This is a genomic window from Ornithobacterium rhinotracheale DSM 15997 (genome assembly GCF_000265465.1).
GTDB lineage: Bacteria > Bacteroidota > Bacteroidia > Flavobacteriales > Weeksellaceae > Ornithobacterium > Ornithobacterium rhinotracheale.
Genome location: NC_018016.1, coordinates 465,467 through 485,678, shown reverse-complemented (window position 1 = coordinate 485,678; position 20,212 = coordinate 465,467). Strand labels below are relative to the sequence as shown.

Annotated in this window: 34 protein-coding genes; all 34 read left to right on the top strand. The window is 35.3% G+C overall.

What is annotated here, in order from left to right; translation table 11 throughout:
- The first annotated feature begins 88 nt into the window (after positions 1-88).
- Entirely contained in the window at positions 89-1,594 is a 1,506-nt protein-coding gene (locus ORNRH_RS02335; protein ID WP_014790307.1) for an OmpA family protein, read from the top strand.
- A 209-nt stretch (positions 1,595-1,803) separates the two neighbouring features.
- On the top strand, positions 1,804-2,178 hold the full coding sequence (gene rpsL / locus ORNRH_RS02330) for a 30S ribosomal protein S12 (protein WP_014790306.1): 375 nt from the start codon (positions 1,804-1,806) through the stop codon (positions 2,176-2,178).
- A 20-nt stretch (positions 2,179-2,198) separates the two neighbouring features.
- Positions 2,199-2,675, top strand: a complete 477-nt coding sequence (gene rpsG, locus ORNRH_RS02325; protein ID WP_014790305.1) for a 30S ribosomal protein S7 — start codon at positions 2,199-2,201, stop codon at positions 2,673-2,675.
- Positions 2,676-2,680: 5 nt separating this feature from the next.
- A complete protein-coding gene (gene fusA, locus ORNRH_RS02320; RefSeq protein WP_014790304.1) occupies positions 2,681-4,807 on the top strand; it encodes an elongation factor G in 2,127 nt (708 codons plus the stop codon).
- Positions 4,808-4,815: 8 nt separating this feature from the next.
- Entirely contained in the window at positions 4,816-5,121 is a 306-nt protein-coding gene (gene rpsJ / locus ORNRH_RS02315; RefSeq protein WP_014790303.1) for a 30S ribosomal protein S10, read from the top strand.
- A gap of 86 nt (positions 5,122-5,207) precedes the next feature.
- Entirely contained in the window at positions 5,208-5,834 is a 627-nt protein-coding gene (gene rplC / locus ORNRH_RS02310) for a 50S ribosomal protein L3 (protein WP_014790302.1), read from the top strand.
- Positions 5,825-6,454, top strand: coding sequence for a 50S ribosomal protein L4 (rplD, locus tag ORNRH_RS02305; protein ID WP_014790301.1), 630 nt, complete (start codon positions 5,825-5,827; stop codon positions 6,452-6,454). Before rplC ends, rplD begins: the two co-directional genes overlap by 10 nt.
- A gap of 6 nt (positions 6,455-6,460) precedes the next feature.
- Entirely contained in the window at positions 6,461-6,751 is a 291-nt protein-coding gene (gene rplW, locus ORNRH_RS02300) for a 50S ribosomal protein L23 (protein WP_014790300.1), read from the top strand.
- Positions 6,752-6,762: 11 nt separating this feature from the next.
- Complete coding sequence (gene rplB / locus ORNRH_RS02295) at positions 6,763-7,584, top strand: 50S ribosomal protein L2 (protein WP_014790299.1); 822 nt, start codon at positions 6,763-6,765, stop codon at positions 7,582-7,584.
- A gap of 3 nt (positions 7,585-7,587) precedes the next feature.
- Complete coding sequence (rpsS, locus tag ORNRH_RS02290) at positions 7,588-7,869, top strand: 30S ribosomal protein S19 (protein WP_014790298.1); 282 nt, start codon at positions 7,588-7,590, stop codon at positions 7,867-7,869.
- An 11-nt stretch (positions 7,870-7,880) separates the two neighbouring features.
- Entirely contained in the window at positions 7,881-8,291 is a 411-nt protein-coding gene (rplV, locus tag ORNRH_RS02285; protein WP_014790297.1) for a 50S ribosomal protein L22, read from the top strand.
- Positions 8,292-8,293: 2 nt separating this feature from the next.
- Positions 8,294-9,016, top strand: coding sequence for a 30S ribosomal protein S3 (rpsC, locus tag ORNRH_RS02280; RefSeq protein WP_014790296.1), 723 nt, complete (start codon positions 8,294-8,296; stop codon positions 9,014-9,016).
- 23 nt (positions 9,017-9,039) lie between these two features.
- Complete coding sequence (gene rplP, locus ORNRH_RS02275) at positions 9,040-9,462, top strand: 50S ribosomal protein L16 (RefSeq protein WP_014790295.1); 423 nt, start codon at positions 9,040-9,042, stop codon at positions 9,460-9,462.
- A gap of 11 nt (positions 9,463-9,473) precedes the next feature.
- Entirely contained in the window at positions 9,474-9,677 is a 204-nt protein-coding gene (rpmC, locus tag ORNRH_RS02270) for a 50S ribosomal protein L29 (protein WP_014790294.1), read from the top strand.
- 7 nt (positions 9,678-9,684) lie between these two features.
- Positions 9,685-9,939: a 30S ribosomal protein S17 gene (gene rpsQ / locus ORNRH_RS02265; RefSeq protein WP_014790293.1), complete on the top strand. Its 255-nt coding sequence runs from the start codon at positions 9,685-9,687 to the stop codon at positions 9,937-9,939.
- Between the two features lie 6 nt (positions 9,940-9,945).
- Positions 9,946-10,314, top strand: coding sequence for a 50S ribosomal protein L14 (gene rplN / locus ORNRH_RS02260; protein WP_014790292.1), 369 nt, complete (start codon positions 9,946-9,948; stop codon positions 10,312-10,314).
- Positions 10,315-10,326: 12 nt separating this feature from the next.
- Positions 10,327-10,647: a 50S ribosomal protein L24 gene (rplX, locus tag ORNRH_RS02255; protein ID WP_014790291.1), complete on the top strand. Its 321-nt coding sequence runs from the start codon at positions 10,327-10,329 to the stop codon at positions 10,645-10,647.
- A gap of 4 nt (positions 10,648-10,651) precedes the next feature.
- A complete protein-coding gene (gene rplE / locus ORNRH_RS02250; protein ID WP_014790290.1) occupies positions 10,652-11,215 on the top strand; it encodes a 50S ribosomal protein L5 in 564 nt (187 codons plus the stop codon).
- A gap of 2 nt (positions 11,216-11,217) precedes the next feature.
- Entirely contained in the window at positions 11,218-11,487 is a 270-nt protein-coding gene (rpsN, locus tag ORNRH_RS02245; protein WP_014790289.1) for a 30S ribosomal protein S14, read from the top strand.
- Positions 11,488-11,507: 20 nt separating this feature from the next.
- A complete protein-coding gene (gene rpsH / locus ORNRH_RS02240) occupies positions 11,508-11,906 on the top strand; it encodes a 30S ribosomal protein S8 (protein WP_036601716.1) in 399 nt (132 codons plus the stop codon).
- Between the two features lie 23 nt (positions 11,907-11,929).
- Positions 11,930-12,475, top strand: a complete 546-nt coding sequence (gene rplF / locus ORNRH_RS02235) for a 50S ribosomal protein L6 (RefSeq protein WP_014790287.1) — start codon at positions 11,930-11,932, stop codon at positions 12,473-12,475.
- A 15-nt stretch (positions 12,476-12,490) separates the two neighbouring features.
- On the top strand, positions 12,491-12,844 hold the full coding sequence (gene rplR, locus ORNRH_RS02230; protein ID WP_014790286.1) for a 50S ribosomal protein L18: 354 nt from the start codon (positions 12,491-12,493) through the stop codon (positions 12,842-12,844).
- 9 nt (positions 12,845-12,853) lie between these two features.
- Positions 12,854-13,375 carry a 30S ribosomal protein S5 gene (gene rpsE, locus ORNRH_RS02225; protein WP_014790285.1) on the top strand — a complete coding sequence of 174 codons (522 nt, stop codon included), beginning with the start codon at positions 12,854-12,856 and terminating at the stop codon, positions 13,373-13,375.
- Between the two features lie 9 nt (positions 13,376-13,384).
- Complete coding sequence (gene rpmD, locus ORNRH_RS02220) at positions 13,385-13,564, top strand: 50S ribosomal protein L30 (protein ID WP_014790284.1); 180 nt, start codon at positions 13,385-13,387, stop codon at positions 13,562-13,564.
- A gap of 27 nt (positions 13,565-13,591) precedes the next feature.
- Positions 13,592-14,044 carry a 50S ribosomal protein L15 gene (gene rplO, locus ORNRH_RS02215; RefSeq protein WP_014790283.1) on the top strand — a complete coding sequence of 151 codons (453 nt, stop codon included), beginning with the start codon at positions 13,592-13,594 and terminating at the stop codon, positions 14,042-14,044.
- A 17-nt stretch (positions 14,045-14,061) separates the two neighbouring features.
- Complete coding sequence (secY, locus tag ORNRH_RS02210) at positions 14,062-15,429, top strand: preprotein translocase subunit SecY (RefSeq protein WP_014790282.1); 1,368 nt, start codon at positions 14,062-14,064, stop codon at positions 15,427-15,429.
- 10 nt (positions 15,430-15,439) lie between these two features.
- Positions 15,440-15,655, top strand: a complete 216-nt coding sequence (gene infA, locus ORNRH_RS02205) for a translation initiation factor IF-1 (protein WP_014790281.1) — start codon at positions 15,440-15,442, stop codon at positions 15,653-15,655.
- A 59-nt stretch (positions 15,656-15,714) separates the two neighbouring features.
- Entirely contained in the window at positions 15,715-15,831 is a 117-nt protein-coding gene (gene ykgO, locus ORNRH_RS11825) for a type B 50S ribosomal protein L36 (protein ID WP_014790280.1), read from the top strand.
- Between the two features lie 9 nt (positions 15,832-15,840).
- On the top strand, positions 15,841-16,218 hold the full coding sequence (gene rpsM, locus ORNRH_RS02200; RefSeq protein ID WP_014790279.1) for a 30S ribosomal protein S13: 378 nt from the start codon (positions 15,841-15,843) through the stop codon (positions 16,216-16,218).
- A 14-nt stretch (positions 16,219-16,232) separates the two neighbouring features.
- Positions 16,233-16,640 carry a 30S ribosomal protein S11 gene (rpsK, locus tag ORNRH_RS02195; protein ID WP_014790278.1) on the top strand — a complete coding sequence of 136 codons (408 nt, stop codon included), beginning with the start codon at positions 16,233-16,235 and terminating at the stop codon, positions 16,638-16,640.
- Positions 16,641-16,659: 19 nt separating this feature from the next.
- Positions 16,660-17,262, top strand: coding sequence for a 30S ribosomal protein S4 (rpsD, locus tag ORNRH_RS02190; protein WP_014790277.1), 603 nt, complete (start codon positions 16,660-16,662; stop codon positions 17,260-17,262).
- A 25-nt stretch (positions 17,263-17,287) separates the two neighbouring features.
- Positions 17,288-18,280 (top strand): DNA-directed RNA polymerase subunit alpha, encoded by a 993-nt coding sequence (locus tag ORNRH_RS02185; RefSeq protein WP_014790276.1) that lies wholly within the window; start codon positions 17,288-17,290, stop codon positions 18,278-18,280.
- Positions 18,281-18,286: 6 nt separating this feature from the next.
- Positions 18,287-18,754: a 50S ribosomal protein L17 gene (gene rplQ, locus ORNRH_RS02180; protein ID WP_014790275.1), complete on the top strand. Its 468-nt coding sequence runs from the start codon at positions 18,287-18,289 to the stop codon at positions 18,752-18,754.
- A 130-nt stretch (positions 18,755-18,884) separates the two neighbouring features.
- Positions 18,885-20,180 carry a phosphopyruvate hydratase gene (eno, locus tag ORNRH_RS02175; RefSeq protein ID WP_014790274.1) on the top strand — a complete coding sequence of 432 codons (1,296 nt, stop codon included), beginning with the start codon at positions 18,885-18,887 and terminating at the stop codon, positions 20,178-20,180.
- Positions 20,181-20,212 lie beyond the last annotated feature (32 nt).

Here is a 20,212-nt window from a genome sequence, read left to right as displayed (position 1 = left end):
ACAGTAAAAAATAGTGCTTTTCAAGATTTAATTGGCGTGATTGTTGTGGGATGGGGAAACAAAACATGATAAAGAATAAAATGCTGTTATGGACCATTCATTATTAGAACAGACTAGGAGTGAGCTTTCGCCAGTTTTAGTGGACAAAGTAAGTAATTATGTAAACGAAAGCCGAAGTAATACCTCTCAAGCAATTACGGGAGCATTGCCACTTTTATTAGCCTTTTTAAACGAGAGATTGCAAAATGAATCAAGTGCTAAGCAAATTTATGATTTAGCGCATCAATTTGAGCAATCAGGTTTGTTTTCAAATGAATCGTTTTTACGCGTTTTTGAACAAAATAAGCATGCCTTATTAGGAAAGGGAAATACATGTATCCTCGAATTGTTGAGAGGGAAAGAAGAATGGGCATTTGATGGTTTGGCAGAATATTCCAATATCACTAAAGAAGCCGCGAGTGGAGTGCTTGCCGTTGTGTTTCCACTAATTATGAGTGTCGTTGGTAAAATAATCACAACAGATGGATTAACAGCGCAAGGGCTAGCTTCAGTGTTTTTGCAAGAAAAAGAGGCGTTTGTGGATGCGATTCCTTCAGGATTGCATGGTTTGGCGTCAAGATTGGGCGTTCAATCGCAGAAGTTTGAGCCTGTAGTGCAACCTCAGTCTATAAAATCCACAATCTTGCCTAAGGTAGAAGCTAAAATCTCTTCGGCTCCAGGGCTTTCAGCCTCACGAGAAAGGAGAGGGAACAAAGGCTTGTTGTGGTTGCTTTTAATTCCAATTTTGGCAATAGCAGGATATTTTATTTATCAATCATTTTTTGCTAAAGAAGAAATCCAAAAGCCAATTGCACCTTTGCGTTCAGAAACTTTTGGCATTGATAAAAACGGCGTGATTGTGGATAATGATTTGGTTCCATTGCTCTCCGTTGATGGAGATACGCTAAATGTGAAAAATGGAACTTTAGAAGTTACACCAGAGAACTTTATTTTACTCAATGGGAATTATGTGTATAATTCAAATGGAGACGCAATCAAGGTAGATACCACTTTAGTCGTTACTCCAAAGTCGTTAATCGTAGGTGTTTATGACGAGGCGACAGGAAACTTTATTTACGATTTAGACCCTGAAATAGAAATTCCACTTAAAAATGGAACTAAATTAAAGGTAGGCGAAAGCAGTGTTGAAAATAAATTGTATAAATTCTTAAACGATGATAATGCAACAGTGTCTGAAGATAAAACGCAAGGTTGGATTACTTTAGATAGAATTTATTTTGAAAAAGGGAAATCAAGTTTAACGCCTGAGTCTAAACAGCAATTAAAGAATTTAGTTTTAATTTTAAAAGATTACCCTAAAGCAAAAATCAAATTAGGAGGCTATACAGATAATGCTGGGGCACAAGAAGTGAATCAACCATTGTCAAACGAAAGGGCTCAAGCTGCAATGAGAACAATGGTTTTGCTTGGGCTTAAAAAAGAAAGAGTGTCGGCAGAGGGTTATGGAGCAGCACATTTTGTGTGTGCCACAAATGATACTCCAGCTTGTATGGCACAAAATAGAAGAGTGGATTTGCGGGTAGTGGAAAAATAAAATTTCATAAAAAAATAGCTAAAAATCTAATTTTTAAGAAATAAAAAATGTTCTAATTTGGTTGTTAAAATCCTAAGTTAGAATATTTTTTTGTGAAATAATATGCATAAATCTTTGTATATTAAATAAAAAGATATACCTTTGCACACCCTTTAATGTACAAGGTGTGTTTTTAAAGGGTTGAAAACGAAGAATATTTTATATATAATATGCCAACAATTCAGCAATTAGTAAGAAAAGGTAGAAACAAACTCACTAAGAAGAGTAAATCGGCTGCTTTGGAAAGTTGTCCACAGCGAAGAGGCGTGTGTACTCGTGTGTACACTACTACACCTAAGAAACCAAACTCCGCGATGCGTAAAGTTGCGCGTGTGCGTTTGACAAATGGTAAAGAGGTGAACGCCTACATCGGTGGTGAAGGACATAATTTGCAAGAGCACTCGATAGTATTGGTGAGAGGAGGAAGGGTAAAAGATTTACCAGGTGTGCGTTATCACATCGTGCGCGGTGCATTAGATACTGCGGGAGTTAATGGTCGTTTACAAAGAAGAAGTAAGTACGGAGCTAAACGTCCTAAAAAATAATTTTTAATCCTTAAGAAGAAATGAGAAAGACAAGAGCTAAAAAACGTCACTTACTCCCAGATCCTAAGTTTAACGATACTTTGGTAACTCGTTTTGTTAATAACTTAATGTTAGACGGGAAGAAAAGTGTAGCATTTAAAGTATTTTACGATGCAATTGATATCGTAGATCAGAAGAAAGAGGACGAAGAAAAAGAAGCTTTAGAAGTTTGGAAAGATGCGTTAACTAATGTTATGCCGCATGTGGAAGTTCGTTCAAGAAGAGTTGGAGGGGCTACATTCCAAATTCCTATGCAAATTCGCCCAGATAGAAAGATTTCTATGGCGATGAAATGGTTGATTAAATATTCTAGAGCTCGTAACGAGAAATCTATGGCTCAAAAATTAGCTGCTGAAATTATTGCTGCTTCTAAAGAAGAAGGTGCTGCAGTTAAGAAAAGAGTTGAAACTCATAGAATGGCAGAAGCAAACAAAGCATTTTCACACTTTAGATTCTAATTATAATGTCAAGAGATTTAAAATTTACAAGAAACATTGGTATTGCAGCTCACATCGATGCTGGGAAAACAACAACTACAGAGCGTATTTTGTTCTATACAGGTCGTTCACACAAAATTGGTGAGGTGCACGAAGGTGCAGCTACCATGGACTGGATGGAGCAAGAAGCTGAAAGGGGTATTACAATTACCTCAGCAGCAACTACTTGTACTTGGGTGTTCCCAAAGCATAATGGTAAGCCGCTACCGAATGCACACGATTATCATTTTAACATTATCGATACTCCGGGCCACGTTGACTTTACCGTAGAGGTAAACCGTTCATTGCGTGTACTTGATGGGTTAGTTTTCTTGTTCAGTGCCGTTGATGGTGTTGAGCCTCAGTCAGAAACTAACTGGAGATTAGCTGATAACTATAAAGTTCCTAGATTAGGTTTCGTTAACAAGATGGACCGTCAAGGTTCAAACTTCTTAGCTGTTTGTACACAGGTTAAAGAAATGCTAGGTTCTAATGCTGTGCCAATCGTATTAAATATTGGTGATGAAGCTGATTTTAGAGGAGTAGTAGACTTAGTGAAAAACAAAGCTATTGTGTGGCACGATGAAACTCAAGGAGCTACTTTCGATGAAATCGAGATTCCAGAAGAATTAAAAGCACAAGCTGCTGAGCTTAGAGCGAAACTTATCGAGGAGGTTGCTGCTTATGATGAAAATCTTTTAGAGAAATTCATGGAAGATGAAAACAGCATCACTGAAGATGAGATTCACGCTGCTTTGAGAGCTGCTACATTGGATATGGCTATCATCCCAATGATGTGTGGTTCTTCGTTTAAAAACAAAGGAGTTCAATTCATGTTAGATGCGGTATGTAGATACTTGCCAGCTCCAACTGATATTGAAGCAATTGAAGGTACTAATCCAAATACAGGAGAGCTTGAAGTTAGAAAACCTTCAGTAGATGAGCCTTTTGCTGCGTTAGCATTTAAGATTGCAACAGATCCATTCGTTGGTCGTTTAGCATTCTTTAGAGCATATTCTGGTCACTTAGATGCTGGTTCATATGTGTTGAACAACAGATCAGGTAACAAAGAGCGTATCTCTCGTATTTATCAAATGCACGCAAACAAACAAGAGCCTCTAGAATATATCGAAGCTGGAGACATTGGAGCAGCTGTAGGATTTAAAGATATTAAAACTGGAGATACATTGTCAGCTGAAAATGCGCCAATCGTATTAGAAAGTATGGAATTCCCAGATCCGGTAATCGGTATCGCAGTTGAGCCAAAATCTAAAGCAGATATGGATAAGCTTGGTATGGCTTTAGCTAAATTAGCTGAAGAAGATCCAACTTTCCAAGTTAGAACTGATGAGAAATCAGGGCAAACTGTGATTTCTGGTATGGGTGAGCTTCACTTAGATATTATTGTAGACCGTTTGAAGAGAGAGTTTAAGGTAGAAGTTAACCAAGGTCAACCTCAAGTTGAGTACAAAGAGGCGATCATGGGTAGCGCAGATCACCGTGAAACTTATAAGAAACAAACTGGTGGTCGTGGTAAATTTGCTGATATCGTATTTACTATCGAGCCTGCAGATGAAGGAGTTGTTGGTCTTCAGTTTATCAACGAAATTAAAGGTGGTAACATTCCAAAAGAATATATTCCATCTGTAGAAAAAGGTTTCAAAGAAGCTATGAAAAACGGTCCGTTGGCTGGATATGAAGTAGATTCAATGAAAGTAACCTTGAAAGATGGTTCATTCCACCCTGTGGATTCAGATCAATTATCGTTCGAATTAGCTGCAAAACTTGGTTTCAAAGCTGCTGCTAAGAAAGCGAAACCAGCGATTATGGAGCCAATTATGAAATTGGAAATCCTTACTCCTGAAGAAAACATGGGAGATATTGTAGGAGACTTGAACAGAAGAAGAGGTGTTCCTTCAGGAATGAGTGATAGAAACAACGCTAAAGTAATTAAAGCCACAGTTCCATTATCTGAAATGTTTGGATATGTAACATCTTTAAGAACTTTATCTTCTGGTCGTGCAACTTCTACAATGGAGTTTGAAAAATACGAAGCTGCTCCGCAAAACATTGCAGATGAAGTGGTAGCTAAAGCAAAAGGTAACGAAGAATAATCGAAACAATGAGTCAAAAAATAAGAATAAAACTTAAATCTTACGATCACAATTTAGTAGATAAATCTGCTGAGAAGATTGTAAAAACTGTAAAAACTACAGGTGCAGTGGTAAATGGTCCAATTCCATTACCAACTAACAAAAGAATTTTTACTGTATTGCGCTCACCTCACGTAAATAAAAAAGCGCGTGAGCAGTTTGAATTAAATTCACACAAACGCCTTCTAGATATTTATTCATCATCATCTAAAACAGTTGATGCTTTAATGAAACTAGAATTGCCAAGTGGTGTTGAAGTAGAAATCAAAGTGTAGTTTTAAGTAACAGAAATATACAAAAAAATGTAGAGTAAGTTTCGGCTTACTCTGCATTATTATCTAAAAAATAATTATAAATTATAATGTCAGGAATTATTGGAAAAAAGATCGCGATGACAAGCTTGTACGATGCGAACGGGAAAAATATTCCGTGTACCATCATTGAAGCAGGTCCTTGCGTTGTAACGCAGGTCAGAACTGTTGAAACAGACGGGTATAGCTCTGTTCAATTAGGTTTCGATGACAAGAAAGAGAAGAATGCTGGTAAAGCGCTTACTGGGCACTTTAAAAAAGCTGGCACTACACCAAAACATAAATTGGTGGAGTTTTATGGTGATTTTGTAAATGAGTTGTCTTTAGGGCAAGAAGTAAAAGTTGACTTATTCAAAGAAGGTGAGTTTGTTGACATCACAGGAACTTCTAAAGGAAAAGGATTCCAAGGTGTTGTTAAACGTCACGGATTTGGTGGAGTTGGTCAATCAACTCACGGTCAGCACAACAGACTTAGAGCTCCAGGTTCTATCGGTGCAGGTTCAGATCCTTCAAGAGTATTTAAAGGAATGAGAATGGCTGGTCGTACAGGAGGTAAAAAGGTTACTGTTCAGAATTTACAAGTTGTTAAAGTAGACGAGGAAAAGAACCTTATCATTGTAAAAGGTGCTGTACCTGGTCCTAAAAATTCATACGTAATATTAAGAAGATGGAAGTAGTAGTATTAGACAAATTAGGCAAAGAGACAGCTAAGAAAATTCAGCTAGACGATGCTATCTTTGGTATTGAGCCAAGCGAGCATACCGTTTATCTTGAAATTAAACAGCATCTTGCAAATAAAAGACAAGGTACTCATAAATCTAAAGAAAGAAGCGAAGTCGCTGGAAGTACTAGAAAAATTAAAAGACAAAAAGGTACTGGAGGAGCAAGAGCAGGTGATATTAAAAACCCATTATTTAAAGGTGGAGGTAGAGTATTTGGACCAAGACCAAGAAATTACGGTTTTAAATTAAATAAAGCTCAAAAAAGAGTAGCAAAAAAATCTGTTCTTAGCCAAAAAGTTCTTGACAATGCACTAAAAGTTGTAGAAGATATCAACTTTGATGCACCGAAAACTAAAAACTTTAACGAGTTATTGAACAATTTATCTCTATCAAATAAAAAATCTTTATTTGTATTGGGAGAACCAAATAAATTCGTATATTTGTCGTCCCGAAATTTGCAAAATGTTAAAGTTGTAAACTTTTCAGAGTTAACAAGTTACGATATTGTGAATGCTTCGGAATTAGTTTTGTTTGAAAGTTCAGTAGAAAAAATTCAAGAAAATTTAAGAAAGTAATCGATTATGAGTATAATTTTAAAGCCGGTAATTACCGAAAAAGCTACCAACGATTCAGAATTAAATAATCGTTATGCTTTCTTAGTGAATACAAAATCAAACAAGATTGAAATTAAGAAAGCAGTACAGGAATTGTACAATGTTGAAGTAGTGTCTGTGAAGACCATGATCTATGCGCCGAAAATTAAATCAAGATATACTAAATCTGGATTGCAAGTAGGTGCTACTAATAAATTGAAAAAAGCTATTGTTGAAGTAGCTGAAGGGCAAGAAATCGATTTATACGGTAACATTTAAGTAAGAGAATTATGTCAGTAAGAAAATTAAAACCAATAACACCAGCGCAAAGATTTCGTATCGTAAATAATTACGAAGAGGTTACTACAAATAAGCCAGAGAAATCTTTGACTAAAGGTAAGAGCAAATCCGGAGGTAGAAATAACTCTGGTCGTATGACAATGCGTTTTATCGGTGGTGGTCATAAGCAAAAATACCGTATCATCGATTTTAAAAGAGATAGACACGAAGAAGCTGAAGTAGTTTCTATAGAGTATGATCCAAATAGAACATCTTTTATCGCTTTAGTGCAGTATGCAGATGGTGAGAAAAGATATGTTATCGCTCAAAATGGATTGAAAGTTGGTGATAAAATCACTAGCGGTGAGCGTGTTGAAGTAGAAGTTGGAAATGCAATGAAATTGAAAAACATGCCATTAGGTACTGTAATTTCTTGCATCGAATTAAGACCAGGGCAAGGAGCAATTATTGCAAGAAGTGCTGGTTCTTATGCACAATTAGTAGCAAGAGATGGTAAATTTGCTACTATTAAAATGCCTTCTGGAGAGGTGAGATTAATCCTTGTAGAATGTATGGCAACTGTAGGTGCTGTTTCGAACTCAGACCATCAATTAGTAGTGAGTGGTAAAGCAGGTAGAAGCAGATGGTTAGGTAGAAGACCTAGAACTCGTTCTATGGTAATGAACCCAGTAGATCACCCAATGGGTGGTGGTGAAGGACGTGCAACTGGTGGTATTCCAAGAAACAAAAATGGAATTCCTGCTAAAGGTTATAAAACACGTTCTAAGAAAAAAGCATCTAATAAGTATATCATTCAAAGAAGAAAGAAATAATCTATGGCACGTTCATTAAAAAAAGGACCCTATATTCACTATAAATTAGAGAAAAAAGTCCAAGCTAATATAGAAAGCGGAAAGAAAACTGTTATTAAAACTTGGTCTCGTGCATCTATGATATCGCCAGATTTTGTTGGTCAAACCATAGCTGTGCACAATGGAAAGCAATTTATCCCAGTGTATGTTACAGAAAACATGGTAGGGCATAAATTAGGTGAATTTTCTCCTACTCGTACTTTCCGAGGTCACGCAGGTAACGCTAAAAATAAAGGTAAAAAGTAAAATAGAGAGCTATGGGAGTTAGAAAACATAACAGTGCTCAGGCATTAAAAGAATCTAAGAAAAGTTTAGCGTTTGCTAAACTTAACAATTGTCCTACCTCTCCTCGTAAGATGAGACTTGTAGCAGACATAATTAGAGGCGAGAATGTCAATAGAGCATTATATATTTTAAGATATTCAAAGAAAGAAGCATCTGTAAGATTAGAGAAATTATTATTATCAGCGATTGCTAACTGGCAAAACAAAAATGAGAATGCTGATGTAGAGGATGCTAACTTGTTTGTGAAAGAGGTATATGTGGATAGCGCTAGACAATTAAAAAGATTGCGTCCAGCACCACAAGGTAGAGCTCACAGAATTAGAAAAAGATCTAACCATGTGACTTTAATTTTAGGAAGTAGAACCGAAGAGAATCAGCAATAATTATGGGTCAGAAAACAAATCCAATAGGAAATAGATTAGGTATCATCAGAGGTTGGGACTCTAACTGGTATGGTGGTAGAAACTATGGAGATAAAATTGCCGAAGATGCTAAAATTAGAAAGTACTTAAATGTACGTTTGGCTAAAGCAAACTTATCTAGCATCTATATTGAAAGAACATTAAAATTAATTACTGTTACCTTAACTACGGCTCGTCCAGGTATCATCATCGGAAAAGGAGGGACTGAAGTAGATAAGTTAAAAGAAGAGTTGAAAAAACTTACAGGTAAAGATGTTCAAATCAATATTTTTGAAATTAAAAGACCTGAATTAGACGCTACATTAGTTGCTGAAAGTATTGCAAGACAAATCGAAAATCGTATTTCTTATAGAAGAGCGGTTAAGATGGCAATAGCATCGGCAATGAGAATGAATGCTGAGGGAATTAAGGTTCAAGTTTCTGGTCGTTTAAATGGAGCTGAAATGGCTCGCTCAGAAACTTATAAAGAAGGTAGAATTCCATTGTCTACATTTAGAGCTGATATTGATTATCATGTTTCTGAAGCACACACTACTTATGGTAGATTAGGTATTAAAGTGTGGATAATGAAAGGTGAAGTGTATGGTAAGAGAGAATTATCTCCACTTACTGGATTAAAGAAAAATAAGAAAACAGGCGGTAAGCGTAGAGAGCGCAGTAAACGCGGTGGTCGTAAAAGATCATAAACTAATAAAGATTTATTTGAATCATGTTACAACCAAAAAGAACTAAATTCAGAAAACAGCAGAAAAATGTAGGTAAAGGAAACGATTACAGAGGTACTCAATTAGCTTTTGGTACTTTTGGGATCAAAGCCCTTGAAGACAAATGGATAACTGCAAGACAAATTGAAGCAGCTCGTATCGCTGCTACTAGATATATGAAACGTGAAGGAAGTATTTGGATTAAAATATTTCCAGATAAGCCAATTACCAAGAAACCTCAAGAGGTACGTATGGGTAAAGGTAAAGGTGCTCCAGAATATTGGGCAGCACCTGTTCGCCCAGGTCGTATCTTGTTCGAAATTGGTGGAATTCCGAGAGCGACTGCTGAAGAAGCATTGCGCTTAGCAGCACAAAAGCTTCCTGTTAAAACTAAATTTGTTGTTGCAAGAGATTATAGAGAAGATTAATATAGAATATAATGAAAGCATCAGATATTAAGGAATTAACAGTAGAAGAATTAAGAGACAAAATTGCTGAAGAAAAAGCAAACTATGATTTATTAAAAATTAATCATGGGATGTCTCCGATCGAAAATCCAATCCAATTGCGTAATTTACGTAAAACGATTGCGAGATTGAATACGGAATTGACTAAGAAACTAAATGAATCACAAGCAAAATAATACTGTGATGGAAAGAAATTTAAGAAAAGAACGTGTAGGTTTGGTAAAAAGCAATAAGATGGATAAAACTATCGTAGTTGCTGAGACTAAAAGACAGAAGCACCCAATGTATGGTAAATTCGTTCTTAAAACAAAAACATACAAAGCTCATGATGAGAAAAATGAGTGCAATGAGGGTGATACAGTAAGAATTATGGAAACTCGTCCATTAAGTAAAGATAAAAGATGGAGAGTAGTAGAAATTATAGAAAGAGCTAAGTAATACAAAATGGTACAACAAGAATCTAGATTAAAAGTAGCTGATAACACTGGAGCAAGGGAAGCTCTAGTGATTAGAGTTTTAGGTGGTACAGGTAAACGCTACGCTTCTATCGGAGACAAAATCGTGATTTCAATCAAAGATGCTACTCCAGCTGGAAACGTAAAAAAAGGACAAGTGTCTAAAGCGGTTGTCGTACGCACAAAAAAAGAAGTAAGACGCAAAGATGGTTCTTATATCCGTTTTGATGACAATGCTTGTGTTTTATTAGATAATAACGGAGAGATGAGAGGTACCCGTGTATTCGGACCAGTAGCTCGTGAATTACGTGATAAACAATATATGAAAATTATATCTCTGGCTCCAGAGGTATTATAAAATTAGTATACCATGGCACAGGTAAAGTTAAAAATAAAAAAGGGAGACCAGGTTGTAGTTTTATCAGGAAGTGATAAAGGTAAAAAAGGTGAAGTATTACAAGTAAGACCAAAAGACAATAAAGCTATTGTACAAGGTGTAAATGTAATCAAAAAACACACTAAGCCTTCAGCACAGAATCCACAAGGTGGAATTTTAGAAACCGAAGCTCCTATTCAAATTTCTAATTTAGCAATCGTTGATCCAGAGACAGGAAAACCTACAAGAGTTGGATTCCGTATAGAAGGAGATAAAAAAGTACGATTTGCTAAGAAATCAGGAAAAACATTATAATCAAATGAGTACAGAAAAATACATACCACGTCCTGCTAAATTATATAAGGATAAGATTGTAGCGGCTATGAAAGAAGAGTTTGGTTACTCTTCTGTGATGCAAGTTCCAAGATTGGTGAAAATCGTAGTGAGCCAAGGATTAGGAGACGCTGTTTCTGACAAAAAAGTGATTGAATATTCAATTGAAGAAATCACTAATATCACTGGTCAAAAAGCAGTGGCAACTTTGTCTAAAAAAGATGTCGCTTCTTTTAAACTAAGAAAAGATATGCCAATCGGGGTTAAAGTAACCCTTAGAGACGAAAAAATGTACGAATTCTTAGATAGATTAATCACCACAGCCTTACCACGAGTGAGAGACTTTAATGGTATTAATCCAAATGGATTTGATGGTCGTGGTAATTATAACTTAGGTATTACCGAACAAATTATTTTCCCTGAAATCAATATTGATAAGGTGAAAAAAATTCAAGGTATGGACATTACATTTGTAACGACTGCTAATACAGACAAAGAAGCTAAATCTTTGCTAGAAAAATTCGGATTACCTTTTAAAAAGAATAATTAATTATGGCTAAAGAAAGTATGAAAGCGCGTGAGCGCAAAAGAGAAAAACTGGTAGAAAAATATGCTGAAAAAAGAAAAGCTTTGAAAGAAGCTGGCGATTATGAAGCATTACAAAAATTGCCTAAAAATGCATCTCCTGTAAGATTACATAATAGATGTAAACTTACTGGTAGACCAAAAGGGTATATGCGTCAGTTTGGATTGTCTCGTGTTCAGTTCCGAGAATTAGCCAATAAAGGATTAATCCCAGGAGTTAAAAAAGCGAGTTGGTAATTTAAAATTAAAGAATAGAAATAATGACAGACCCAATATCAGATTTTTTAACGCGTATTAGAAACGCGATGATGGCTGGACACAAATTGGTAGAAGTACCTGCATCTAACATGAGAAAGGATATTACTAAAATCTTATTTGATCAAGGTTATATCTTGAACTATAAATTTGTAGATGAAGGCTACCAAGGAACTATTAAAATAGCTCTTAAATACGATAAGAAGACTAATGTTCCTGCAATTAGAAAAATTGTAAGAGTTTCTAAACCAGGTTTAAGAAAATACTCTTCATCAAAAGAATTGCCTAGAGTATTGAACGGATTAGGTATTGCAATTGTATCTACATCTCATGGAGTGATGACAGATAAACAAGCCAGACAAGAAAATGTTGGTGGCGAAGTTTTATGTTATGTATATTAATAATTGATTAAAGAAGATTAAAAATGTCACGAATAGGTTTTGCTAGTATAGATGTACCGAGCGGTATTACAGTTAGTTTTTCTAACAATGTAGTTACCGTTAAAGGAAAATCAGCAGAGTTAGTACAAGAATTAAAAGAGGGCTTCAATATCAAAATTGAAGATGGAGTTTTAACCGTAGAAAGACCTTCGGATTCAAAAGAAGATAAATCCCTTCATGGGTTATATAGAGCTTTAATCAATAATATGGTTGAAGGTTTAGATAAAGGTTTTACCAAAGAATTAGAGTTAGTAGGGGTAGGTTACAGAGCGTCTAATCAAGGACAAAAACTTGACTTATCTTTAGGTTTCTCTCACAATATTATTATTGAACTTCCAGAAGAAGTGAAAGTAGAAACTGTTACAGAAAAAGGTAAAAACCCAATTATAAAACTTTCGTCTTATGATAAACAACTTTTAGGAATGGTTGCTGCTAAAATCAGAGGATTTAGAAAACCAGAACCATATAAAGGAAAAGGTGTTAAATTCGTAGGAGAAGAAATCCGTAGAAAAGCAGGTAAGTCTGCATAAAATTAAAAATTGATTATGGCACTTAATAAAACTCAAAAAAGATTAAAAATAAAAAGAAGAGTACGCAAAAATATTTTTGGTACTGCTGAAAAACCTAGATTGTCTGTTTATAGATCTAATAAAGAAATTTATGCTCAGATTATAGACGATACAAAAGGTGTTACTTTAGTATCTAGTTCTTCTAGAGATAAATCAGTTGCTAGTGAGGGAACTAAAACAGAAGTTTCTACATTGGTAGGTAAAAGAGTAGCGGAGCTTGCTTTAGCAGCAGGTATCGAAACAGTAGTTTTCGACCGTAATGGATTTTTATATCATGGTAGAATCAAAGCTTTGGCAGACGGAGCTAGAGAAGGAGGTTTAAATTTCTAAATTAAGATTATGTTAGGTTTTAAAAATATTGAAAAAGTTAAACCGGGAGGTTTAGAATTAAAAGATAGATTAGTAGGCATTCAGCGTGTTACTAAGGTAACAAAGGGTGGTCGTGCATTTGGTTTTTCTGCTATCGTGGTAGTAGGAGACGAGAATGGTGTAGTAGGTTACGGTTTAGGAAAATCTAAAGATGTAGCTAGTGCTATCCAAAAAGCTGTTGAAGATGCTAAGAAAAATTTAGTGAGAATACCCCTAGATGGTCATACAATTCCTCACGAACAAGAAACAAGATACGGTGGAGCTCAAATCTTTATTAGACCTGCTTCAAACGGTACTGGGCTTATTGCTGGTGGTGCTGTGCGTGCTGTTCTTGAGTCTGTAGGAATTCACGATGTACTTTCTAAATCAAAGGGATCATCAAACCCACACAATGTTGTGAAAGCAACTATGAAAGCTTTATTGAGTTTAAGAAGTGCAAACGAGATTTCTAGATTAAGAGGTATTCCTGTAAGTAAAGTTTATAACGGTTAATAATAAGTAATGGCTAAAATAAAAGTAACTCAGGTAAGAAGCGCAATCAACAGATCTAAAAGACAAAAAGCAACTCTTTTGGCTTTAGGGCTTAAAAAATTGCAACAAACTGTTGAGCACGATGACAACCCAGTAATTCGTGGGATGATTAAAAAAGTTGAACACATGGTAACCGTTGAAAAAGCGTAAACCATTTAAAATAGTATTTTATTCATTATGAAATTAAATAACTTAAGACCAGCTGCAGGTTCTACTAAAAATAAATATAGAAAAGGTAGAGGTGAAGGATCTGGAAACGGATTGACTGCAGGTAGAGGACATAAAGGAGCTAAGTCTCGTTCAGGATATTCAAGAAAAATTGGATTTGAAGGAGGACAAATGCCTTTACAAAGACGAGTACCTAAATTTGGATTCACCAATATCAATAGAGTATCTTACCGTGGAATCAATTTAGACAGCATTCAGTTGTTAATTGATGAAAATAATTTGTCAGATACAATAAATAAAGATACCTTTGTAGCCTTTGGGTTGGCTTCTAAAAGAGATTTGATTAAAATCTTAGGTAGAGGTGAGCTTAGATCTGCTGTGAAAATAGAAGCAAATAAATTCACAGCTTCAGCAAAAGAAGCTATTGAGAAAGCTGGAGGATCAGCGGTAGAAGTTAAATAAGAAATTAAAGAAAATCGATGAAAGGTTTCATACAGACCATTAAGAATATTTGGAGTATTGAGGAATTAAGAAATAAGCTTATTATTACATTAAGCTTATTGCTTGTATATAGATTTGGTTCATATATTCCTTTACCTGGTATAGATTTAAGTAATATTAATACCGATGTCTTAAATGCAAGAGGTGCAGATAATGAAAATGGACTTTTGAGTTTATTGAATGCATTTACAGGGGGCGGTTTTAGCCGTGCATCGATTTTAGCACTAGGAGTGATGCCATACATCTCGGCAAGTATTGTTGTCCAATTGATGGGAATGGCAGTTCCTTATTTACAGAAGTTACAGAAAGAAGGTGAAAGTGGTCGTAAAAAAATCACACAAATTACGCGTTGGCTAACAATTGCGATTTGTTTGGTTCAGGCTCCTGCGTATCTTACTTCTGTAACTAATTTCTTCTTACCTTATGGTGATCCAGCAATTGCTCCTGCATATGTTGTTTCACCTACAAGTTTTTGGTTTTGGCTGCCTTCAATTGTGATTCTCATTACAGGTACAATATTTATTATGTGGCTTGGTGAGAAAATTACAGATAAGGGAATTGGTAATGGTATTTCACTCATTATTATGGTGGGTATTATGGCGAATTTACCATCTGCGTTTTTCGCAGAATTGTCTCAACAATCAGGGATCTTTATGTTATTCACAATATTGGGATTCTTGGCGGTTACTATGTACTGCGTGTTGTTAGTCAAAGGGGTGCGTCAGGTTCCTGTGCAGTATGTAGGTAGAGCACAAGGTGGAAGAAGTAACTATATGAAAACTTTTACCAACACGGTAAGACAATATATACCTTTAAAAGTTAATGCTGCAGGGGTTATGCCAATTATCTTTGCACAAGCTATCATGTTTTTGCCTGGTTTATTAGCGAGAGCTGTTTATAAGGAAGGTAATATGCCTAGTTTCTTCCAAAGTATGTCTGATCCATTCAGTTTTTGGTATTGTGTCGTTTTTGGTATATTGATAGTTCTGTTTACATTCTTTTATACCGCGGTTACTATTCCAGTAAATCAAATGGCTGAAGATTTAAGAAGAAATGAAGGTATTATTCCTAGAGTTAAGCCTGGTAAAGATACCGCAGATTTCTTAGATGATATTTTGTCTAAGATCACATTACCTGGTTCAATATTATTGGCTATTGCTGCAATTTTTCCAGCAATTGTTCATCAGTTGGGAGTAGGTACTGCCTTTTCTTATTTCTTTGGAGGAACATCACTTATCATTATGGTTGGGGTAATTTTAGATACTGCTCAACAAATCAATACATATTTGTTGAATCACCATTATGATGGAATGATGCAAACAGATAGAGTTTCGAGAAAATCATAATATCATTACAATGGCTAAGCAAAAACATATTGAACAAGACGGAACGATTATTGAAGCATTGTCAAATGCAATGTTTAGAGTTGAGTTAGAAAACAACCACATTGTTACGGCTCATATCTCTGGGAAAATGCGTATGCATTATATCAAATTGTTACCAGGTGATAAAGTGAAATTGGAAATGTCTCCATACGATCTGTCTAAAGCAAGAATAACATATAGATATTAATTATAATAATTTTAGAAGGTTTCCATAATTGGAGATTGGAGCATATTAAAATAAAGAAAATGAAAGTAAGAGCATCTATCAAGAAAAGAAGTTCGGAATGTAAAATCGTTCGCAGAAAAGGTCGCTTATATGTGATCAATAAGAAAAACCCTAAATTTAAACAAAGACAAGGTTAATTTTATATTATGGCACGTATAGCAGGAATTGATTTACCAAAGAACAAAAGAGGTGTAATAGGTTTAACTTACATCTATGGTATAGGAAAAAGTTCATCTCAAAAAATCCTAGCAATTGCAGGTGTAGATGAAAACAAAAAAGTAAACGATTGGAATGATGATGAAATCAACGCCATTCGTAAAGCACTTTCTGAAAACTTCAAAGTAGAAGGTGAATTGAGATCAGAAACTCAAATGAACATCAAGCGTTTGATGGACATAGGTAGCCAAAGAGGTATTAGACACAGACTTGGATTGCCTTTGAGAGGACAAAGAACTAAAAATAACTCACGTACACGTAAAGGTAAGAGAAAAACTGTTGCTAACAAGAAAAAAGCGACTAAATAATAAGTAGAACGACTATGGCAAAGAAACAACAAAATACTAAAGGTAAAGCTAAAGCTAAAAAACGTAATGTAAAAGTTGAGGCAACAGGCCAAGCTCATATTAAAGCTACTTTCAACAACGTTATTGTTTCCCTTACTAATAAAAATGGTGAAGTAATCTCATGGTCATCTGCTGGTAAAATGGGATTTAGAGGTTCTAAGAAAAACACTCCTTACGCTGCTCAAGTAGCTGCAGAAGATTGCGCACAAGTAGCATACGAGGCAGGTCTTAGAAGAGTTAAAGTGTATGTGAAAGGACCTGGATCAGGTAGAGAATCAGCAATTCGCTCTATTCACAATGCAGGTATAGAAGTGAGCGAAATCATTGATGTAACCCCACTTCCACACAACGGATGTAGACCTCCAAAAAGAAGAAGAGTTTAATAAAAAAGAATAAGAGCAAATGGCAAGATATACAGGACCTAGAACAAAAATCGCTAGAAAATTTGGTCAGCCAATTTTTGGTGATGATAAATCATTCGAAAAAAGAAAATACCCTCCAGGACAACATGGTCCAAATAGAAGAAGAGGTAAAAGATCTGAATACGCAATTCAGCTTGCTGAGAAACAAAAAGCTAAATATACTTATGGTATTTTAGAAAAACAATTCTCTAATATGTTTAAAGCTGCTGCTAGATCTAAAGGTATTACTGGTGAGGTGCTTTTACAATTATGTGAGTCGAGATTAGACAATGTGGTTTACCGTTTTGGTATCGCTCCTACAAGAGCAGGTGCAAGACAGCTTGTAACTCATAAACATATCACTGTAAATGGTGAAGTTGTAAATATCCCTTCTTATCAATTAAGACCTGGTGATGTAGTAGGTGTAAGAGAAAAATCAAAATCTCTAAGCGTTATTGAAGAGTCTCTACAAAATAGAAATGATTATGAATGGTTAAATTGGAATCCTGATACTAAATCTGGAACTTTCCATGTAGTTCCTGAGAGAATTCAAATTCCAGAAGATATCAAGGAACAATTAATCGTAGAGCTTTACTCTAAATAATTTTTCAAATTTATTCATTCAATTTATGGCTATCTTAAATTTTATAAAGCCTGATAAAGTAGTTTTAGTTCAAGCTAATGATTTCAAAGGTCAATTCGAATTTAGACCCTTGGAACCGGGGTATGGACTTACGATTGGTAACGCACTTAGAAGAGTGCTTATCAATTCTTTAGAAGGTTTTGCATTTACATCTGTTAAAATAGAAGGTGTAGAACACGAATTTTCTACAATCGAAGGTGTCGTAGAAGATGTTACTGAGATTATCTTAAATCTTAAGAAAGTAAGATTCAAAAGACAAATAGAGGAATCTGAAAGCGAAACTGTAACTGCACATATTTCAAATAAAAGTCAATTAACAGCTGGAGATCTTGGTAAATTCATTTCTGGATTCCAAGTGTTAAATCCAGAGTTGGTGCTTTGTAATATGGAAAAATCAGTTGAGTTAAACATAACTCTTACTATCGAAAAAGGAAGAGGGTATGTACCTGCAGAGGAAAACGCTCAACCAAATGCTCCAGTAGGGACAATCGCGATTGATTCTATCTACACCCCAATCAAAAATGTTAAATACGCAATTGAAAACTATCGTGTTGAGCAAAAAACTGATTACGAAAAATTAGTTTTAGATATTGATACTGATGGTTCAATTCATCCACAATTAGCACTCACTGAAGCTGCTAAAATCTTAATTCACCACTTTATGTTGTTCTCAGATGAGAGAATTACTTTAGAGGCTGAAGAAGTTGCTTCAAACGAGGCTTACGATGAAGAGGCATTGCATATGAGACAGTTATTGAAAACTAATTTAGTGGATCTAGACCTATCAGTTAGAGCATTAAATTGTTTGAAGGCTGCAGAGGTTGATACACTTGGAGAATTAGTATCATATACAAAAGCAGATTTAATGAAATTTAGAAATTTCGGAAAGAAATCCCTCACAGAGTTGGAGGACTTAGTAGCCAGAAAGGAACTAACTTTCGGAATGGATATTAGTAAATACAAATTAGACGTAGAATAAGTAATCATGAGACACGGAAAAAAAATAAATCATTTAGGTAGACAAGCTGGTCACCGTAGAGCTTTATTAGCGAACTTAGGGGTAGCTTTAATCACACACAAAAGAATTAAAACTACCACTGCTAAAGCTAAAGCTTTACAAAGATATATAGAGCCAATCTTAACTAAATCAAAAGAAGATACAACAACTTCAAGAAGAACTGCTTTCAAATATCTTCAAGATAAAGAGGCTGTTTCAGAACTTTTTAGAAGCATTGGACCTAAAATTGCTGAAAGACCAGGTGGTTATACAAGAATCATCAAATTAGGATTCAGACAAGGAGATGCTGCAGATATCGCATTGATCGAATTAGTTGATTACAACGAGTTATACGATATCTCTGCTAAAAAGAAAACTAGAAGAAGTAGAAAATCTTCTAGCACTGCTTCTCAAGCACCAAAAGCTGAGAAAAAAGCAGATTCTTCAGAAGAATAATCAGTTAAGCTATAAAATTGAATTGAGTGGATACTATGTTTTAGTATCCACTTTTTTATTTCAAATAAAAATCATTTTTTTATTTCTTAGGTTTTCGTAAATTTGACCAAAATATTTAAAATCACAAATTATGAGTTTTATTGCTAACATTCAAGCAAGACAAATCTTAGATTCAAGAGGTAACCCTACTGTAGAGGTAGATGTGATTACCGAAAATGGTATAATTGGTAGAGCTGCTGTTCCTTCAGGAGCTTCTACTGGAGAATACGAAGCCGTAGAATTAAGAGACGGTGGCGACCTTTATGGTGGGAAAGGAGTTTTAAAAGCCGTAGAAAATGTAAACGATATTATCGCTCCTGAGTTAATCGGTGAATCTGTATTTGAGCAGAATTTAATCGATAAAATCATGATCGATTTAGATGGTACTAAAAATAAAAGTAAATTAGGTGCAAATGCTATTTTAGGTGTTTCATTAGCTGTAGCTAAAGCTGCTGCTGAGGAATTAGGATTGCCTTTATTTAGATATGTAGGAGGTGTGAATGCTAATACACTTCCTGTTCCTATGATGAACATCATCAACGGAGGTTCTCACTCAGATGCTCCTATCGCTTTCCAAGAGTTTATGATTATGCCAGTGAAAGCTGATAGCTTCTCTGATGCTTTAAGAAAAGGTGTAGAAGTATTCCACAGCCTTAAAAAAGTATTGCATGATAGAGGTCTTTCTACAGCAGTAGGTGACGAAGGTGGATTTGCTCCAACTTTTGAAGGAACAGAAGATGCCCTAGATACTATCAAAAAAGCAGTTGAAAACGCAGGTTATAACTTCGGAGAAGAAATCAAAATTGCACTAGACTGTGCTTCATCTGAATTCTACAACGATGGTGTTTATGATTATACTAAATTCGAAGGAGACAAAGGTGTTAAGAGAACTAGAGAAGAGCAAGTTAATTACTTGGCTGAACTAGTTGAAAAATACCCAATCATTTCAATCGAAGATGGTATGGATGAAAACGACTGGGAAGGTTGGAAAATGCTTACTGAAAGAATCGGAGATAAAGTTCAATTAGTAGGTGATGATTTATTTGTAACCAACACTGAAATCCTTGAAAGAGGTATTGAGCAAGGAATTGCAAATTCAATCCTTATTAAAGTTAACCAAATCGGTAGCTTAACTGAAACTATCAACGCTGTAAACATGGCAAAAGATGCTGGTTACACAGCTGTAATGTCTCACAGATCTGGTGAAACAGAAGATGCTACTATCGCTGATTTAGCAGTAGCTTTGAATACAGGACAAATTAAAACTGGTTCAGCTTCTCGTTCAGATCGTATGGCTAAATACAACCAATTATTGAGAATTGAGGAAATGCTTGGCGAAACTGCTAAATTTCTTCAAGATAAAGCTTTCAAAGTTGGTAGAAAATAATTGATAATTATTTAATAATACTTATTAACGCT